Annotated in this window: 16 protein-coding genes; 3 read left to right on the plus strand and 13 right to left on the minus strand. The window is 67.8% G+C overall.

Going from position 1 to position 17,535, the window contains the following annotated elements:
- Positions 1 to 63: 63 nt before the first annotated feature.
- Entirely contained in the window at positions 64 to 1,476 is a 1,413-nt protein-coding gene (locus P2PM1_RS02270) for a bifunctional enoyl-CoA hydratase/phosphate acetyltransferase (RefSeq protein WP_244301384.1), read from the plus strand.
- Positions 1,473 to 2,663, plus strand: a complete 1,191-nt coding sequence (locus tag P2PM1_RS02275; protein WP_186397996.1) for an acetate/propionate family kinase — start codon at positions 1,473 to 1,475, stop codon at positions 2,661 to 2,663. The genes P2PM1_RS02270 and P2PM1_RS02275 overlap by 4 nt, the downstream gene beginning before the upstream one ends.
- Positions 2,664 to 2,681: 18 nt before the next feature.
- Here P2PM1_RS02275 and P2PM1_RS02280 read toward each other — a convergent pair whose 3' ends face one another.
- The 13 genes from P2PM1_RS02280 to P2PM1_RS02340 form a co-directional block, all read right to left on the minus strand.
- Positions 2,682 to 3,080, minus strand: coding sequence for a hypothetical protein (locus P2PM1_RS02280; protein ID WP_186386374.1), 399 nt, complete (start codon positions 3,078 to 3,080; stop codon positions 2,682 to 2,684).
- A 247-nt stretch (positions 3,081 to 3,327) separates the two neighbouring features.
- Positions 3,328 to 4,215, minus strand: coding sequence for a DMT family transporter (locus P2PM1_RS02285; protein ID WP_186397997.1), 888 nt, complete (start codon positions 4,213 to 4,215; stop codon positions 3,328 to 3,330).
- A gap of 310 nt (positions 4,216 to 4,525) precedes the next feature.
- On the minus strand, positions 4,526 to 5,242 hold the full coding sequence (locus tag P2PM1_RS02290) for a GntR family transcriptional regulator (RefSeq protein WP_186386376.1): 717 nt from the start codon (positions 5,240 to 5,242) through the stop codon (positions 4,526 to 4,528).
- Positions 5,243 to 5,352: 110 nt separating this feature from the next.
- The gene (locus P2PM1_RS02295; RefSeq protein ID WP_186397998.1) at positions 5,353 to 6,663 is read right to left on the minus strand and encodes an amidase; all 1,311 of its coding nucleotides are present in this window, start codon (positions 6,661 to 6,663) and stop codon (positions 5,353 to 5,355) included.
- A gap of 42 nt (positions 6,664 to 6,705) precedes the next feature.
- Entirely contained in the window at positions 6,706 to 6,903 is a 198-nt protein-coding gene (locus P2PM1_RS02300) for a hypothetical protein (RefSeq protein WP_186386378.1), read from the minus strand.
- Positions 6,904 to 6,928: 25 nt separating this feature from the next.
- Complete coding sequence (locus P2PM1_RS02305; RefSeq protein WP_186397999.1) at positions 6,929 to 8,359, minus strand: amidase; 1,431 nt, start codon at positions 8,357 to 8,359, stop codon at positions 6,929 to 6,931.
- Positions 8,356 to 9,765: an amidase gene (locus P2PM1_RS02310; RefSeq protein ID WP_186398000.1), complete on the minus strand. Its 1,410-nt coding sequence runs from the start codon at positions 9,763 to 9,765 to the stop codon at positions 8,356 to 8,358. The genes P2PM1_RS02305 and P2PM1_RS02310 overlap by 4 nt, the downstream gene beginning before the upstream one ends.
- A complete protein-coding gene (locus P2PM1_RS02315) occupies positions 9,762 to 10,952 on the minus strand; it encodes an AbrB family transcriptional regulator (protein WP_186398001.1) in 1,191 nt (396 codons plus the stop codon). Before P2PM1_RS02315 ends, P2PM1_RS02310 begins: the two co-directional genes overlap by 4 nt.
- Complete coding sequence (locus P2PM1_RS02320) at positions 10,927 to 12,057, minus strand: ABC transporter ATP-binding protein (protein ID WP_186398002.1); 1,131 nt, start codon at positions 12,055 to 12,057, stop codon at positions 10,927 to 10,929. The genes P2PM1_RS02315 and P2PM1_RS02320 overlap by 26 nt, the downstream gene beginning before the upstream one ends.
- 34 nt (positions 12,058 to 12,091) lie before the next feature.
- Positions 12,092 to 13,162 (minus strand): ABC transporter ATP-binding protein, encoded by a 1,071-nt coding sequence (locus P2PM1_RS02325; protein WP_186398003.1) that lies wholly within the window; start codon positions 13,160 to 13,162, stop codon positions 12,092 to 12,094.
- A gap of 9 nt (positions 13,163 to 13,171) precedes the next feature.
- Entirely contained in the window at positions 13,172 to 14,080 is a 909-nt protein-coding gene (locus P2PM1_RS02330) for an ABC transporter permease (protein WP_186386384.1), read from the minus strand.
- Between the two features lie 25 nt (positions 14,081 to 14,105).
- Positions 14,106 to 15,059: an ABC transporter permease gene (locus P2PM1_RS02335; RefSeq protein WP_186386385.1), complete on the minus strand. Its 954-nt coding sequence runs from the start codon at positions 15,057 to 15,059 to the stop codon at positions 14,106 to 14,108.
- Positions 15,060 to 15,212: 153 nt separating this feature from the next.
- Positions 15,213 to 16,721, minus strand: a complete 1,509-nt coding sequence (locus P2PM1_RS02340) for an ABC transporter substrate-binding protein (RefSeq protein ID WP_186398004.1) — start codon at positions 16,719 to 16,721, stop codon at positions 15,213 to 15,215.
- Positions 16,722 to 17,327: 606 nt separating this feature from the next.
- Here P2PM1_RS02340 and P2PM1_RS02345 point away from each other — a divergent pair.
- Complete coding sequence (locus P2PM1_RS02345) at positions 17,328 to 17,528, plus strand: hypothetical protein (protein ID WP_186386386.1); 201 nt, start codon at positions 17,328 to 17,330, stop codon at positions 17,526 to 17,528.
- Positions 17,529 to 17,535: the final 7 nt, after the last annotated feature.

Below are 17,535 nucleotides of genomic sequence, written 5' to 3' on the forward strand. Positions count from 1 at the left end.
GGCCAGCCCATGACAGGTCGCCAGACCGACCTCCAACACCAGCGAGCCGGAACCGATCTTCCGATGGACATACGAACAGGCGCCACCAACCGGGACATGGTGGAGAACCGGACTTTCGACGAGATCGCGGCCGGCGACAGCACGATGATGCGCCGCACCCTGGTCCAGCAGGATATCGATCTGCTGGCGGTGATTTCCGGCGGGGCGATGCCGGGCGGCTCCCTTGTCGGCGGAGGTGCTGCGCCGGGACCGCTGGTCACTGGCCTGCTGTCGCTGCTGCTGGCGACGGAACTGCCCGGCCCAGGGACGGTGATGACGGCACAGGAACTCTCCTTCCACAGCGGGGTCGCGGCCGGCGACACGCTGCTGCTGTCGCTCGAGGTGCTGGAGCGGGAGCCGTCAACGCGCGAACTCGTGCTCGCCTGCACCTGCCGGACGGATACGGGGCGGGTGATCGCGTCGGGCCGGGTGCGGGTGCAGGCGCCCAAAGAAAAGATCCGCCGTCCGCGCGCGGAACTGCCCGATATCCGGATGAGCCGGCATGAGCGCTTCCGTGCGCTGATGGCGGAGGCGGCTTCGACCGTGCCGCCAGTCGCCGCTGTCGCGCATCCCTGCAGCGCCTCGGCGATTGCCGCGGTGGCCGAGGCGGCGGACGCGGGAATTATCGAACCGGTGCTTGTGGGGGCGCGCAAGAAGATCGAGCAGGCGGCCGCGGAGGCGGGCGTTGCCCTCGACCGGTTCCGCCTGGTGGAGGCGCCGCACAGCCATGCGGCGGCCGAGGAGGCGGTGGCGCTGGTCAGATGCGGCGAGGCCTCGCTGCTGATGAAGGGCTCGCTGCATACCGACGAGTTGCTGCGCGCGGTCCTCGACCGGGCGAAGGGGCTGCGAACCGAGCGGCGGCTGTCGCATGTCTATCTGATGGACGTGCCGGGGCACCCCCGGCCGCTGCTGGTGACCGATGCGGCGGTGAACATCGCGCCGGATCTCGCCATCAAGCGCGACATCATCCAGAACGCCATCGATCTCGCCCATGCGATGGGAATTGCACTGCCGAAAGTGGCGATCCTCTCGGCGGTGGAGACGATCAACCCGAAGCTCGCCTCGACGCTGGATGCCGCTGCCCTGTGCAAGATGGCCGAACGCGGCCAGATCACCGGCGGGCTGGTCGACGGGCCGCTGGCGTTCGACAATGCGGTGAACCTGCAGGCGGCACGGGAAAAGGGCATCGTCTCGCCGGTGGCGGGAGAGGCCGACATCCTGGTCGTGCCGGACCTTGAGGCCGGAAACATCCTGGCCAAGCAATTGACCTTCCTTGCCGGCGCCGACGCGGCCGGCGTGGTGCTCGGTGCCCGGGTGCCGATCATCCTGACCAGCCGGGCCGATGCCGAACGCACGCGGCTCGCCTCCTGCGCCGTGGCGGCAAAGCTCGCCCGGGTGCGGATCGCGGCAGCGGCCGGCGGCGAGGGCTCAGCGTGAGCGGTGGCCCGACGGTTGGCGCGATCCTGACCCTGAATGCGGGGTCATCGAGCCTCAAGCTGGCGATCTTCGACCTTGTGGCGACCGGGGCGTTGCTGCCTTGGCGACGCGGCGAGTTGCGCCAGGACGGGGCGGCGCAGCGGTTCCGGCTGAGGGATGCCGATGGCGTGACGATCGTGAACGAAGTCTGGAGCGAGGCGCGGTTCGATGCCTCGCTCGGGCATCTGCTGGCGCGGATCGACGGGGAACTGGCAGGGCGCAGGCTCATCGGCATCGGCCACCGGGTGGTGCATGGCGGAGCCGGACACCGGATGCCGGAGGAGGTGACGCCGGAATTGCTCGCCCTTCTCGGCGAACTGGCGGAACTGGCGCCGCTGCATGTGCCGCACAACCTGGCGCCGATCCCCGAAATCGCCCTTGCACGGCCGGATATGCGTCAGGTCGTGTGTTTCGACACCGCCTTCCACCGGACGATCCCCACGGTGGCGACGCGCTTCGCGCTGCCGCGCGAGTTCGAGAGCCGGGGCATTCGCCGCTATGGCTTCCACGGGCTTTCCTACGAATATGTCGCCCGGCGACTGGCGGTGCTGTCGCCGCGTCTCTATGCCGGGCGGGTGATCGCCGCGCATCTGGGCAATGGCGCCAGCCTGTGCGCGTTGAAGGGCGGAGAGAGCATCGACACGACGATGGGCTTCACGGCTCTCGACGGGCTGGTCATGGGGACGCGCTGCGGCGCGCTGGATCCCGGCGCGCTGCTCCACCTGATGCGCTGGGAGGGGCTGTCCGTCGACGAGGCCGAGCGCCTGCTCTACACGCGCTCCGGCCTGCTGGGCCTGTCGGGCATTTCCAACGACATGCGGGTGCTGCTGGAGAGCGGTGAGCCGGCGGCGGCGGAAGCGGTCGACGTCTTCATTCACCGCATCGTGCGGGAGGCGGGTGCCCTGGCAAGCATTCTCGGTGGGCTCGACGGGCTGGTCTTCACCGCCGGCATCGGCGAAAACGCGCCGGAAATCCGCGCGCGCGTCTGCGAGCGGCTCGGCTGGCTGGGCTTGCGTCTCGACGAGACGGCGAACGCGGACGGTGCGGAGATCATCTCGGCGCCGGACAGCGCGGTTGAGGTTCGGGTGATCGCCACGGACGAAGAGGCGATGATCGCGGAACATGTCCGCGATCTGCCGGCAGCGTGAGATAGGGACCGTGTCCCGTCAGGCGACGACGAGAGCGGCCGCCTTGAGTTCGTCGGAGATCTCTTCCGCTTCGCGGGCAACCTGCTCCACGGCTTCGGAGGTAACCTCGGGAACGAGATTGGCGTTGCGGAAGGCTTCCCGCGCGTAGTCCTCGACGGCCTCGCTGCAGAATTCGGTGCAGGCCGAGACAACCTCGCCCGGCTCACGCGCCTGCAACAGCCGTTCGGCGAGACGCATGTCCTTCTCGATCCGCAGGCGAAGGAAGTCGACCATCTCGACCTGGCGCTCCAGCGTCGCGCGCAATGCCTCGGACTGCATCCGCCCGACGAGCAGCATCGGGTTGCAGTAGACGGTCTCGAAAGGCGTGAGGGACACGTTGACGGCGTCCTCGGAAACGGTCTTGCGGGTCTTGGCCACTCTTCTGTTCCCTCCCTGTTGGCCGGTGCCGTTCGGCGTCCGGCAAAGTGCGGTCGTCCACGACCGCTGGACCAGCATAGACCTCGCATGTGGCAGAACGTTGATGCAGGTCAACGACGATGTGCGACAGGGTGTCGCTACGTAAGACTCGCAGGGTCCGCCGGCGGTCGGGCGGTCCGCCAATGGCATCTCGGCCGCGGCGCGTGCCGCATCACGGTGGCAGAAGCCGGCGGGGTCTTGTCCTGGATCAAGGGTCGAGGGCGGCAGGCCGCGCGCCGCTGCGGTATCCCACGACGAGACAGGAGGCGATGATCAATCCGGCCCCGGCCATGGCGACAGCGTCCGGGATTTCGCCAAAGGCGAAATAGGCGATTGCGGCGCTGAAGGGCAGGCGTGCGAAGTCGAACTGCATCACCGTGCTGGCCGGTGCGGCCCGGAAGGCGAGAAGCATGGTCACGCGCCCGGTGTACATCAGGCCGGCGATCAGGGCGATCCAGACCAGCGTGGCGACCGAGGGCAGCCCCCACACCCAGACGGCCGGCAGGAAGCCGACCAGCATCGGGCTCAGCGTCATCATGGCGGCGGCGCGGCGGGTGCTGTCCACGCCCATGATCTGTTTCGACAGGATGTAGAGGCCGGACATGCCGACGGTCGCCAGGAGCACCGCGATCGTGCCGCCATCGACGACGGCAAAGCCCGGCTTGACGATCAGCAGCACGCCGAGAAACCCGGCGAAGATCGCGGCCCAACCGAGCGGATGCACCTGTTCGCCGAAGAGCAGACCCGCACAGGCGGTGACGATGATCGGCGCCGCGAAGCTGATGGCGGTCGCCTCGGCAAGCGGCACATGGGCGAGGCCGTAGAACCACGACAGGTTGGAAAACCCGCCGAAGGCGGCCGCGATCACGTAAAGCCTTATGCGCCGCGTGCGGTGCTGCGGCGGGGCCGGAAGCCGCAGCGCAGGCCAGACCAGCAGGAAGATGGCGGCGTTGGTCAGGAAGCCGATCTGGAAAGGATGCAGGTCGGAGGCCACCTTCGGGATCACTGCGTTGCCGCAGGAGATGCAGGCCGTGCTCAGGATCATCCAGCAGATGCCATGACGCACCGTGGCGTGCGCCGGAAGGAGGCTGTTCATGGGCGTAAACGGACCAGTTGAAGCGGGCTGCCGACAGGGCAGGCGGGAACATCGACGGCACGCCGGCCACTCGGGCCGACAGGCGGGCGTCCCGTTCAGATTGAATACAATATTTGAAAAGGCAAGATAAATGTGTGCAACTTCGGCGGTTGCGCGGGGCCTCTCGCCGGCGGTCGGACAAGGGCTTCGGTGCGGCGGATGGTCGATCGCGCGGGTATTGCCGCGCGGCCGGGCAGGCGCCTGGGACGCGTCGGGAGGATGGAGGTGCGGAAGGGCCCTCGTTCCTGGGGCCGGGCCCTGGGGGCAGGCCCTAGACCGCGACCATCCGGCCCTTGCTGCGCGGGCGCCGCCGCTCGGCTTCGGACATTTCCTGCTCGCGGAAATACTCCAGCATGCGCTGGGAGCCGCGGCGGACATGCTCCTGCGACAGGGCTTCGGCACGGGCGCCCTGGCCCTGCAGGATCGCCTTGAGGATGTACTCGTGATCCTCGTGGGCGCGGGCGATGAAGGCGAAGTCGAAGACGTCGCGTTTGATCGTCTCGATGCGCGGCAGATTGCGGGTGCGGTCGAGCATCTCCGCCAGGTGCTCGTTGCGCGCGGCGCAAATGATCGCCTGGTGGAAGGCGTTGTTGAGGTCGCTCAGCTTGCGGATCGCGTCGGGTCCGTCGGGTCCGCGGGCGATCACCTCGTCCGTTTCCGCGACGAGGCGATGCAGGGTGCCGCGGGCCTCGTCGCTGACGCCGGCCTCGGCGGCAAGGCGGGCCGCCAGCCCTTCCAGCGAGCTGCGGACGTCATACACGCCGGCGATGTAGTCCGCGTTGAAGGCGCGGACCACGAAGCCGGCATTGGGCCGATAGACGACGAGACCGTCGCTCGCCAGATGGTTCAGCGCCGCGCGCACGGGGGTGCGCGAGGTGCCGAGTTCCGACGCGAGATCGACCTCGTTGAGCCGCGAGCCGGGTTCGTAGTGCCCGTTGATCAGGCGCTCCCGCAGTTTCGTCTTCACTTCCTGACCGCGCGTTGCCACCTGGTTCTCCCTGACCCATCGTCTTGTTGCGAGTGGGCTGCCTTATACAAGCTGGAGCCAGGGCTGGCAACGTACGCAATCCGACCAAGTGTTGCCCTGTTGTATTCCGGTCAGGCGACCAGTTTGTCGTCGAGGGCCGGGGCGATGGCCTCGGCGATGGCGAGCATGCGGGCATCCGACAGCCGGGGTCCGACGATCTGCACGCCGACGGGCAGCCCGTTCGGTCCGCTGTGGCAGGGAATGGCAACGCAGGGCGCATGCAGCAGGGTCCACATTGCATTCATCACCCAGTTGCCGGTGGTGTCCAGACCGGGAGGCGCCTCGCCGGGCGCGGCGAGCGTCACGATGGCGTCGAGCTGACCGCCGAACAATCCGTCGAAAAGCGCTCGGCAGCGGGCGGCAAGATTGACGAAGCCGAGATAGGTTTCCGGTGTGATGCCCTCGCGGTTCTCCACCTTGTCCCGGAAGTCCTGGTGCAGGAGGGCATGGCCCGAGAGATATTCGGCGAGGAACTGTGCTCGTCCCTCCATCGTCATGATCGCCCACTGGGCGTCGTTGAGGGCGGAGAACTCCTCGGGCAGGTCGAGATCGAAGACCGTCGCGCCGGCCCCGCCCAGGCGCCGGCCGGCGAGCTCCAGCGCCTCGACGCCTTCCGCTGCCGCATGGCTCCAGTTGTGGCTGCGGACGACGCCGATCTTCAGCGTGCCGATGCTCTCCGGCTCCGCATCGTCGATGCCGGGAAGGCGGAAGGCCCTGGCCACCAGGGTGAGATCCTTCGGCGAGCGCCCATACCAACCGAGCGTGTCGAGCGAGGGCGAATATTGCCGCGCGCCGGACCACGAGACGACCCCGAGGGTGGGCTTCAAGGCATAGACGCCGTTGAACGAGGCGGGCCGGATCAGCGAACCGCCGGTCTGGGTGCCAAGGGCGAGCGGCACCTGAAAGTCGCCGACCGCCGCGCCCGATCCCGAGGACGAGCCGCCCGGCGTGGTGCCCGGCTTCATCGGGTGATGGGTCAGGGCCTTGCGACCTCCGGCGGCGAATTCCACCGTGTCGGTCTTGCCGAGGACGAGGCCGCCGGTGGCCCGGATGACCCTGACGCAATCCGCGTCATGGCTCGGCCGGTTGTCGAAATAGGCCGGCGAGTTGTTGGTGGTCGGCATGTCCGCCGTGTCGATCATGTCCTTGATGCCGAAGGGCAGGCCGTGAAGGGGCCCGAGCGAGCCGCGCGCGACGCGGATCTTGTCGAGTTCGCGGGCGCGCCGGATCGCAGCGTCCGGATCGACATAGGTCCACGCCTTGACCGCCGGGTCCCGCTCGCTGATGCGGGTGAGACAGGACCGGGTCAGGTCCTCGACGCTCAGTTCGCCCTTTTCGATGAGGCGGGCCGCCTCGCTTGCAGTCAGTCGACAGGCTTCCATGGCAGTCCTCGTGCAACAGGGAGAGGTTTGGCGGGCAGGGCGTCAGGTCAGCGGAACACGGAAGACCGGGGCCGGCTCATCGCTCTTGCGCGGCATGCGAGGGATGGCGGCGCTGGCCAGGGCGACCTTGTCGGCGATCTCGCGCATGCGCTCCAGATGCGCAGGTTCCAGCCTGGTGAGGCCATAGCGCGCGGCATAGGCGGCGATTTCGTCGATGGTCCAGGGGGTGGTGTCGGTCATGGGATAAGCTCCTTGCAGGACAGGACTAGAGAACCGGACGTTCGGCGCGCCAGGGCGTCGCCGCTTCATAGGCGCGGGCGACCCGGTAAACGGTCGCCTCGTCGAACCAGCGGCCGACGATCTGCGCGCTGGTGGGCATGCCGTCCGCATCGAAGCCGTTGCAGATCGAGAGAGCCGGGTGCCCGGTGGCGTTGAAGATCGAGGTGGCCGCCCCGAAGGTGAATTTCGTCAGCGTCTCCTGGTCGTCGAAGGTCGGCGCGGTCAGGAACGTGCAAGGGGCGAGCACGGCATCGCAGGCGCTGATGACGGCGTCGGTCGACTGGGCGAGTTCGCGCCGGCGGCGCTGGGCGGCGATATAGTCGACGGCGCGCATGGTGAAGCCGGCGGTCATCTTGTCGCGCAGGGCCTTGCCCATCAGGTCGGCGCGCTCGAGAAAATCGCGCTCATGGATCGAATAGGATTCGCCCCAGTTGATCGCGCCGACGATCTGGCGATAGCCCGACAGGGGGGCCGGCAGCGAGATCTCGACAAGCGTTGCGCCGAGGTCCTCCAGCACCGCCTCCATGGCCTCCAGGTTCGCCCTGGTGTCCGGCTGCATCGAGGGGGCATCCGGGCCGAGGTCGCGGATCACGCCGATCACCATGCCGGCAATGCCGGCGCCGATCCCTTGCAGGTAGTCGGGGACGAGCCTGTCTGCCGATCCGGGATCGCGCGGGTCATGGCCGGCGATGGTGCGCAGAACGAGGGCGTTGTCCTCGCAGGTCCAGGTGAGCGGGCCGGCGACGTCCAGCGACCAGCAGTTCGGCAGGATGCCGGCCCGGCTGACCACGCCGTAGGTTGCCTTCATGCCCTGAACGCCGGCGGCCGCGGCCGGCAGACGCACCGAGCCGCCGGTGTCCGAGCCAAGCGCGAACATGGCACTGCCGGCCGCGACCGCAACGCCCGCCCCGGTCGAGGAGCCGCCGGTGAAGCGGTCGGTGTTCCAGGGGTTGCGGGCGAGCGGGAAGGGCAGATCGTCATGGATCTCGCCGGTGCCTGTGCCGTATTCCCAGGTGTTGAGCTTGCCGAGCAGGATCGCGCCGGCGGCGGTCAGGCGCTCGATGGCCGTTGCGGTCTCGTCGGCAACATAGTCCAGCATCAGGCGCGAGGCGCCGGTCGTGCGCACGCCGACGACGTGGTAGTTGTCCTTTACGGCGAAGGGAATACCGTGCAGCGGCCCCTTGTAGCGGCCGGCGGCGATGTCGGCCTCCGCCTGGCGCGCGGCCGCCAGCGCCTCGTCGCCAAGCACGGTGATATAGGCGTGGAGACGGTCCTCCGTCGCGGCGATGCGCGCGAGAAACGCCTCCACCAGTTCGACCGGCGACAGGCGACGCGCGGCGATCAGGCGGGACGCCTCCGTGATCGTCAGATGCACGAGTTCGGGCGCGGCGGGCGCAAGCTTGGGCATGGCTTTCATAGCGTCGGTCTCCTCAGTCTCCAGGTGGTCGCCGCTTCGTAGGCGGCCGCGATCTTCAGGATGTCGGCTTCCGCGAAGCGACGGCCGACGATCTGCCAGTGAAGCGGCAGACCCGAGCCCGTGAAGCCGTTGCATTGCACCAGGGACGGATGCCCGGAGAGCGAAAAGGGTGTGAGCATCGTGTCGGCGGTGAAGGCCGTCATCTCGGGCTCGACGCCAAGGCGCGGGGCGACATGAAAGGCGCCGAAGGTCACCACCGCGTCATAGGTCCGGATGGTCCGGTCGAGGGCATCGGCGACCATCCGGCGCACGCGCTGCGCGGCGAGATAATCGCTTGCCCGGGTCATCGCCCCGCGCATGAGCTTGTCGCGCAGGGCGAAACCCATGTCCTGCGGGCGTTCGCGAAGCTCGGCCTCGTGGATTGCGGCGGACTCGCTGGAGCCGATGACCGAGGCGGCGAGGAAGCATTCGGCCGCAGGCACGGGAAGGGAAATCTCGAAAAGCTCGGCGCCGAGCTCCTCGAGCACCGTAAGTCCCTCGGTGAAGGCGGTGACGAGGGCGGCGTCGGGACCGGCCATGCCCGGACCGGGGTCGAGGATGACGCCGATGCGAAGCCCCGAAAGCGAGGCGGGGCGGGTCGGGGCGGGAGCGACCGTGGCCGACGGGCCGGCAAGCGCGCGCAGCACGAGAGCCGCGTCCTCCACCGTCCATGCGAGCGGACCGGGCACGTCCATCGAATAGCAGTTGGCGATCATGCCGGCCTTGTCGAGCAGGCCGTGGGTTGGCCGAAGACCCACCACGCCGCAGGCTGAGGCCGGCAGGCGCACCGAGCCTGTCGTGTCGGAGCCGAGCGCGATGACGGTCGTGCCGGCGGCAACCGCGGCGCCGGCGCCTGTCGACGAGCCGCCGGCGAAACGCTGGGTGTCCCATGGGTTGCGCGTCGTCGGGATCGGCAGGTCGAAATACTCCCCGCCGTTGCCGGTGCCGTATTCCCAGGTCGACAGCTTGCCGAGCAGGATCGCACCGGCGTTCTTCATCGCCGCCACGAGGGTCGCGTCACGGTCGGCCACCGTCCCGGCCATGAGCCGGGAGCCGCCGCAGGTCGGCAGACCGGCAGCGTCGTAATTGTCCTTGGCGGCGAAGGGAATGCCGTGCAGCGGCCCGCGCGAGCGCCCGGCCGCGATCTCGGCCTCGGCGTGGCGCGCCGCCGCGAGCGCGCGCTCGGCATCGACATAGACGAAGCTGTGGATTGTCCCGTCGACGGCCTCGATACGCCTGAGGCACGCCTCGACCAGATCCACCGGCGACAGGCGGCCTGCGGCGATCTCCCGGGCGGCGGCGGCAGCCGTCGGCGGATGGTCGGGCATAACGGGCGACGGCGCGGCTGCTGCGGTCGTTTGGCTCATTTCTCGGCGTCCTTCGACAGCGACTGGGGCAGGGGTTGCAGCGCCGACTGGGGGGCGGGCTGCGGCGGGATGGGGGATGCGGGACGGCCGGCATGGCAGGCCGGGATCAGACCGATGGCGCGCATCGCCGTGAAGGCCGGCGAGATCAGCATGACCAGGATCAGGATTCGGATGACATGGAAGGCGGTGACCACGGGGACGTTGAAGCCGAGCGCCTGCGCGGTGATCGACATTTCGGTGACGCTGCCCGGGGCGGTGGCCAGCACCATGGTGGCGATGCTCTCGTCGTCGACGAGATGGAGCAGGAAGCCGAGCGTGGCGCAGGCGAGCGTGACGAGCAGCACGTTCATCAGCGCCGCCGGCAGGAAACGCTTCATGCTGCGCAGGACATCCCGGCGGAACTGCGCACCGAGATAGGCGCCCATCAGCACCTGGCAGGCCATCATCAGTTCCGCCGGAACCGACGACAGATGTGCGTCGCTGGCACCGAGCGCGATGCCGACGGCGAGCGGCCCGACGATGAAGGCGGCCGTCACGTTCATCCACCGCAGCATCAGCGCCAGGGCGAGCGACAGGCCCATAGTCACCAGGAAGCCCGGCAGGTGGAACGGGTCCGCCGAGAATGTCCAGACATGTTCGCCATGCAAGTCGAGCAGGACCATTGTCGGCGGGATCACCACCACCAGCGTGACGATGCGCATGAGCTGGCAGATGGCGATGGGGGGCATGTTCGCGCCCTGCCGCGCGCCGAGAACGCTCATTTCCGCCGGACCGCCCGGCACGGAGCAGAAGAAGGCCGTCGTGCGGTCGATGTTGCTGAGGCGCGCCAGCAGCAGCGAGGCAATGCAGCCGATCAGCAGCGTCGCGAGGGCGGCGAGCAGGATCATCGGTAGCAGCCGCAGGCTGGTTTCCGCCGCCTGGGGGGTGAAGGTGAGACCGATGCCGGTCAGCAATACGAGAACCCCGGCATCGCGCAGGCTCCGCCGCGTGCCGAGCGGCAGGCCGAGCATCGAAAGGGTCGCGACCATGGCCAGCGCCCCGATCAGCCAGGGCAGCGGAACGCCGATCCACCAGGCGATGGCACCGCCGACGCCGCCGGCAACCTGGCCGAGGGCGACGAAGGCAAGGTCGCGGGGATTCAGCCGGAGGGCGGGTTGCCGCTCAGGCCGTGACGGGAGCAGAGACACGATAGGCTTCCTCATCGCCGTGAATGTGACAGCGCATGTCGCGCGGCGAATGTCCCGCCCCCGCGCCGGGGAGCCGGATCAGGTCCGGCGCGACCGCGAGACAATGGGCGCGGGCATGGCGGCAGCGCGGCGCGAAGCTGCAGCCGGGCGGCAGCATGGCGAGGTCGGGGGGCGATCCGGGGATCGCGTCGAGCACCTTGCCGCGCATGCCGGCCTGCACCGTGGACCGCATCAGGGCCTGGGTGTAGGGGTGAAGCGGGTCCTTGATGATGGCGGCAACGTCGGCCCCCTCGACGAGGCGGCCGGCATACATCACCCCGACCCGGTCGGCGATTTCGCAGGCGACACCAAGGTCATGGGTGACGAAAACCGTTGCCATGCCCAACTCGCGCTGCAGCTCGCGCAGCAGGAGCAGCACCTGGATCTGCACCGTCGCGTCGAGGGCCGTCGTCGGTTCGTCGGCAAGCAGGAGCTTGGGGTCGCAGGACAGGGCGAGCGCGATCATCGCCCGCTGCTTGAGGCCGCCCGACAATTCGTGCGGATAGGCATCGAGCCGCTGGCGCGCGGAGGGAATCTGGACAAGCTCCAGCAATTGCAGAGCCCGGGCACGGGCATCGGCCCAGGACAAGCTCTTGTGCTCGACCAGCGTCTCGCCGATCTGGTGGCCGATGGTGAAGACCGGATCGAGCGCGGTGGCCGGTTCCTGGAAGATCATCGCGATCTTCGAGCCGCGGACGCGGCGCAATTCGCTTTCGCTGGCGCCGACGAGGTTCTGCCCGTCGACGTCCATCCTGCCGCTGACGCGGGCGGTCGGCGGCAGAATGCCGAGCAGGGTGCGCAGGGTGACGCTCTTGCCGGAACCGGATTCGCCCAGAAGGCACAGAACCTCGCCACGGTCGAGGGAGAAGGTGACGCCGTTGAGGATCGACACGTCGCCGTCGCGGGAGACGAAACGGACACCCAGATCCTCCACATGGAGAATGCGTTCGGACGGTACCGGCGCGGGAGCGGGCGTCGGCGCGACAAGCGCCTCCAGCCGGCTGCCGGTGGACCGCCAGCGCTTGGGAAGCCAGGGCTGCCTGGACAGAGCGGGGCTTGCGGGCATGGACGTCTCCTTTGCGTTCAGGCTGCGGGTGCGTTCAGGCTGCGGGGGACAGGCTGTGGCCGGTGCCGACGCCTCGCGCGTGGCAGGCAACGCTCTGGCCCGGCCGATCCGGTAGGGCGGCGAGTTCGGGCGCTCTGGCGGCGCAGACCGGCTCCGCGAGGGGGCAGCGGGTGCGGAAGCGGCAGCCGCTCGGCGGGTTGACCGGGTTCGGGGGATCGCCCGTCAGCGGCGGGGCGATCCGCCTGCGGGCGGGATCCATCGAGGGGCGAGAGGACAGCAGCGCCTGGGTATAGGGGTGGCTTGGTGCGCTGTAGAGATCGTCCACGTCGCCGATCTCCACCACCTCGCCGAGATACATCACAAGCACCCGGTCTGAGATGTACTGGACCACGTTGAGGTCGTGGGAGATGAAGATATAGGTGAGGCTGAATTGCTCCTTGAGCCGGGCGAGCAGGTTGAGAACCTGGGCTTCCACCGACTTGTCGAGCGCCGAGACGGCTTCATCGAGAACGACGAGACGCGGCTTCATGGCGAGGGCGCGGGCGATGTTGACGCGCTGGCGCTGGCCACCGGAAAGCTGGTGCGGATAGCGGCGCGCGAACTGGCGCGGATTGAGGCCGACCAGGCCGAGAAGTTCCTCGGCATCGGCCCGGGCCTTGCGCGTCGGCGTCCCATGGGCCTTGGGGCCGAAGGCGATGGAATCGACGATGGGCAGGCGCGGGTTGAGGGAGGAGTAGGAGTCCTGGAACACCATCTGCATCTGCTTGCGCAGGTCCGCGACGGTGATGCCGCCATAGGGGCCGACCGGGTCGCCGTCAAAGACGATGGAACCGGCATCGGGCGGGATCAGATGGGTGAGCAGGCGGGCGGTCGTGGACTTGCCGCAGCCGGACTCCCCGACGATGCCGAGGGTCCTGCCCTTGTCGACATGGAAGCTGACCCCGTCGACGGCGCGCACGACCGAGGGAGCCTTGCGCAGGAAGCCGCCACCGATGGGAAAGTGCTTCTTGAGATCCTCGACGATGAGCAGGGGCTGCATGGGGCCGCCGCGGTCTCGGGTGTCGTCGGCGATGGGCAGCGTGGCGGCTTGCGAGGTGTCGTGCATGGCTGGCTCCTAGTCCTTGACGTCCATGGCGGAGCGCAACCCGTCGCTCATCATGTTGAAGCACATGGAGGTGATGAAGATCATCACGCCGGGAACGACCGCGTTGACCGGGGCGATGTAGATCGCCTGGCGCAGCGTGTTCAGCATCAGACCCCAATCGGCCTGCGGCGGGCTGACGCCGAGACCGAGAAACGCCAGGCCCGAGGCGACGACGATGGAGACGCTGATCAGACTGGAGGCGTAGATGAACACCGGGCCGAGCACGTTGGGCAGGATATGCGTGCCGATGATGCGCGGGGTGGAGGCGCCGGTCGCGCGGGCCGCGTCGACATAGTCTTCCGTGCGGATCTGGGTGGTGACGCTTTCGGCGATGCGGCAGATCGGCGGGATGAAGACCACCGTCAAGGCGATCAGAACGTTGAGCAGGCCGGCGCCGAGGGCGCCGGAGATGGCGACGGCGAGCAGCACGGAGGGAAAGGCATAGAAGACGTCCATGGTGCGCATCACGGCGGTGTTGACCAGGCCGCCGAAATAGCCGGCAAGAAGTCCCAGCCCGCCGCCGATCAGTGTCGCCAGGAAGACCGGCGTCAGACCGGTGAACAGCGAGATGCGACCGCCATAGATCAGCCGGGAGAGCATGTCGCGGCCGAGTTCGTCGGTGCCGAGAAGGTGGCCGTCGGTGCCGATCGGCTTCAGCCGGCGCGTCATACTGGTCGCGTAAGGGTCGTTGGGTGCGACGAAGGGAGCGAAGATCGCGGCCAGCACGATCAGGAGCACGACCGCCATGCAGACGACGGTGACCGGGTCGCGCCGGAGCTTGCGCCATACGCCGCCCCAATAGCCGGGCGTCTTGGCGGCGGCCGCCGCCGCGGCTCCGTACGAGCCGGCAAGAGCGGTATCTGTCGTGGCATGGGCCATGGCTTGGTCTCCGTGTGGCTGCCCGTCACGCGCGCTTGATGCGCGGGTCGAAGACGACCTGCAGGACGTCGACGATCAGGTTGATCAGGACGAAGAAGAGGGAGAGCACGAGGATCGTGCCCTGGAGGACGGGCAGGTCGCGCGTGAAGATGGCGCTGTTCATCAGGAACCCGGTGCCGGGCCAGGAGAAGACCATCTCCACGAGGATCGAGCCGCCGAGAAGCTGGGCGAACTGAAGCCCCGAGACGGCAAGGACCACGGGCGCGGCGTTCTTGGCGACATGCAGGAAGATGCGGGGCCTCGGCATGCCCTTGGCGCGCAGGGCGGAGACGAATTCGCGCTTGCGGACCTCGGCCACGGTGGCCCGAACGGAGCGGGCAATGATACCGGCCGGGATCACGGCCAGGGTGATCGCCGGCAGGATGAGGTGCTTCAGATGCGCCCAGTCGATGGTGAAGCCGCTTTGACCTCCCGGTCCCATGCCCATTGCCGGCAGCATGCCGAGGTTGACGGCAAAGACGACGACAAGGACGAGGCCGAGCCAGTAGTGCGGAACGCTGACGCCGGTGATGGCGAAGGCGGTCACGGCCTTGTCGAGAAGGCTGCCCTCGACATGGCCGGCGACGGCACCGGCAAGGATGCCGAAGCTGAAGCCGAGCAGCACGGCCGCGAAGGCGAGGATCATCGTGTTGCGGACCGCCGGCAGAACGTCGCCGAGGACCGGGCGACGGGACTGCACCGACACGCCGAAATCGCCCTGGGCGACGTTGCCGAGCCAGACGAGATACTGGATCGGCAGCGGCTTGTCGAAGCCGTAGGCCGCCCGGATCTGGGCCGCGACCTCGGGCGAGGCATTGTCGGGCAACACGGTGCTGAGGGGATCGCCCGGGGCCAGATGGATCAGCGAAAAACAGACGATCGTCACGCCGATCGTGATCGGGACGGCGTAGAGCAGGCGGCGGATGACATAGAAGAGCATCGCGAATGTCCTTCGATCGGGCTGCGGGACGCGGGGTGCGCGGCGGACGTGGCGGCGAACAGGGACACGGACGTCGTTGCCGTGGCCGCCCGGCCGGGCGTTTCCCGGCCGGAGGACTTGGCTCCCCGACCGGAGATCCGGCCGGGGACGGCGCTACTTCTCGACGTAGACCGGCGTCATGTCCTGGAACCAGTTCTGGGCCTGGACGAACCCCTTGACGTTGGGAGCGAGCGCGCGCGGGTTGAGGTCGTGCACCACCCAGATCCACATCGCGTCGTCGACGATGATCTGGTGCAGCTCGGCCAGGAGCGCGTCCTGTTCCTTCGGGTCGAAGGCGACCTTGGCCTTAGCGATGACCGCGTCGGCGGCAGGGTTGGAATAGCCGCCCCAGTTGAAGCCGCCCGGAGGCGTCTCATCGCTGCCGGAGGTCTTGATCAGGGCGATGTTGGGGTCCCAGAAGGCCCAGGAATTGTTGAGCCCATGGGCGCCGGCGTTTTCCGGCGCCATGGCCCCGGCCCGCCGACGTGCCCTGAGGGCTTCCCATTCGAAGACCTCGAACTCGACCTTGAAGCCGACGGCGTTGAGGTTCTCCTCGATGAACTCGTTCATCGGCAGCGGTTGCATCTGGCCGGAGCCGGCCGTGGAGATCAGGAACTTGACCGGGAGCGGGTTGTCGGGGCCGTGGCCGATCTCCTGAAGCAGGGTCTTGGCGGTCTGCGGATCGTAGCCGATCTCGAAGGTCGGCTTGCCGAACCAGGGATGCCCCTCGTTGACCTGACCCTTTGCCGGGACCGCCAGCCCGCCGAGGAACTGGGCGAGGCCCTCGCGATCGATGGCAAGGTTGGCGGCCTTGCGGACCCGCAGATCGCGGAAGGGAGAGCCTTCCTCATAGCTGAGCTGATAGGGCCAGATATGCGGGTAGACATTGGTGACGATCTGCATGCCGGAGGACTGCAGCCGCGGCACGGCATCGGGCGGGGGCGCCTCGATGAAGTCGACCTGACCGGACAGCAGAGCCGCGACACGGGTGGACGTGTCGGGCATGCACAGGAGGATCATGCGGTCGGACGCGGTTATCCGCTCGGGATCCCAGTAGTCCGCATTGCGGACCAGTTCGGCGCGTTCGCGCGGGACGAGCTTTTCCAGCTTCCAGGGGCCGGTGCCGGAGGGTTGTTCGGCAAACTTGCCCCAGTCGCCGCCGAGCGCCTCCCACTGCGCGGGGCTGGAGTAGACGATGCCGGAAATCTGGTAGGGGAAGGTCGCGTCCGGCTCCTTGGTGCGAATGGCGACCGTCAGATCGTCGAGGACCTCATAGGAGGCAATGGCACCGAACCACTGCGAGGCCTGTGCCGCCTGCGCGGTGTCGTATTGCGGCGAGTCCTTGTTGATCAGCTTGTCGAGGTTCCAGACCACCGCCTCGGCGGTAAACGGCGAGCCGTCGTGGAACGTGACGCCCTCGCGCAGCTTGAAGGTCCAGATCGTCTGCGTCTCCTCGTCGACCGACCAGTCGGTGGCGAGACCCGGCCGCAGGACCGAGGGCATGTCGGCCTTGGACAGGTCCCAGGCGATGAGCGGGTCATAGAGGGCGAGGCCGATGAAACGGGTTCCCTCGCCGCCCTGATTGGCCTGGCCTGTGGTCAGCGGGACGTCTGCGACGGTCATCGCAACCCGCAACACGCTCTCTTCGGCGCCTGCCGGCAGGATCTGGATGGCTCCGGTGGCCAGAAAGACGGCAAGAGCGCTGGTCCTGGCGAGGCGATGGAGGAGCGTAGTCGCGCTTGCGAGCGGCCCAGCCTGTTCTGCTCTGTTCGGATTGATTGGCACAGTGGACTCCCCTGCTCTGATGGGTGGGGGCAACGGCCTGCCTGACGGCGTGACCCCATGCCTCAAGCCTAGAAACGGCGATAATTGAATACAATAATTATGTTTGAGGAAATATTGTGCACATTAAATCGACGAAAGATCGCAGAATCTCAAGGGCTTAGAAATTGAGCGTTGCGAGTGGCGGGAATTTGCGCCGCAGCAATTGTGCGCCTGCGAGAAAATCAGGCATGCCCTAAGCGCAGAGCTAATCTATGTTTTTTCGGTGAGTTGACGCTTTTGTGTCGCAACTCTTCCCACCTTCTATCTTGCATTGCAGCATGGGGTGGCATTCTCCCCTCGGCTGTGGCTGCTCCGGCAAGATGCGACAGGTTGTCTGTATTGTGTACAAAACGCGCGATCATCTCCGCCGGGGATGGCGCCGAGGCACCAAAGGAGATTCAGACGATGACAGATGCCGACACCGCAATCGTAAGCCGTGAGGACCTTCGGGTTCTCGTGCGCAATGCCGGCCTCGATCCGAGCGACCAGCAGTTCGAGGAGATGTTTGACGCCTATCAGCACGTCAAGGCGATGCTCGACCGGCTCAACCGCGACTTCGGGTTCGCTGACGAGCCTGCGCATGTCTACTCACCGCTCAAGTTCTGACACAACG

Source organism: Stappia sp. P2PMeth1, assembly GCF_900185735.1.
Taxonomy (GTDB): domain Bacteria; phylum Pseudomonadota; class Alphaproteobacteria; order Rhizobiales; family Stappiaceae; genus Stappia.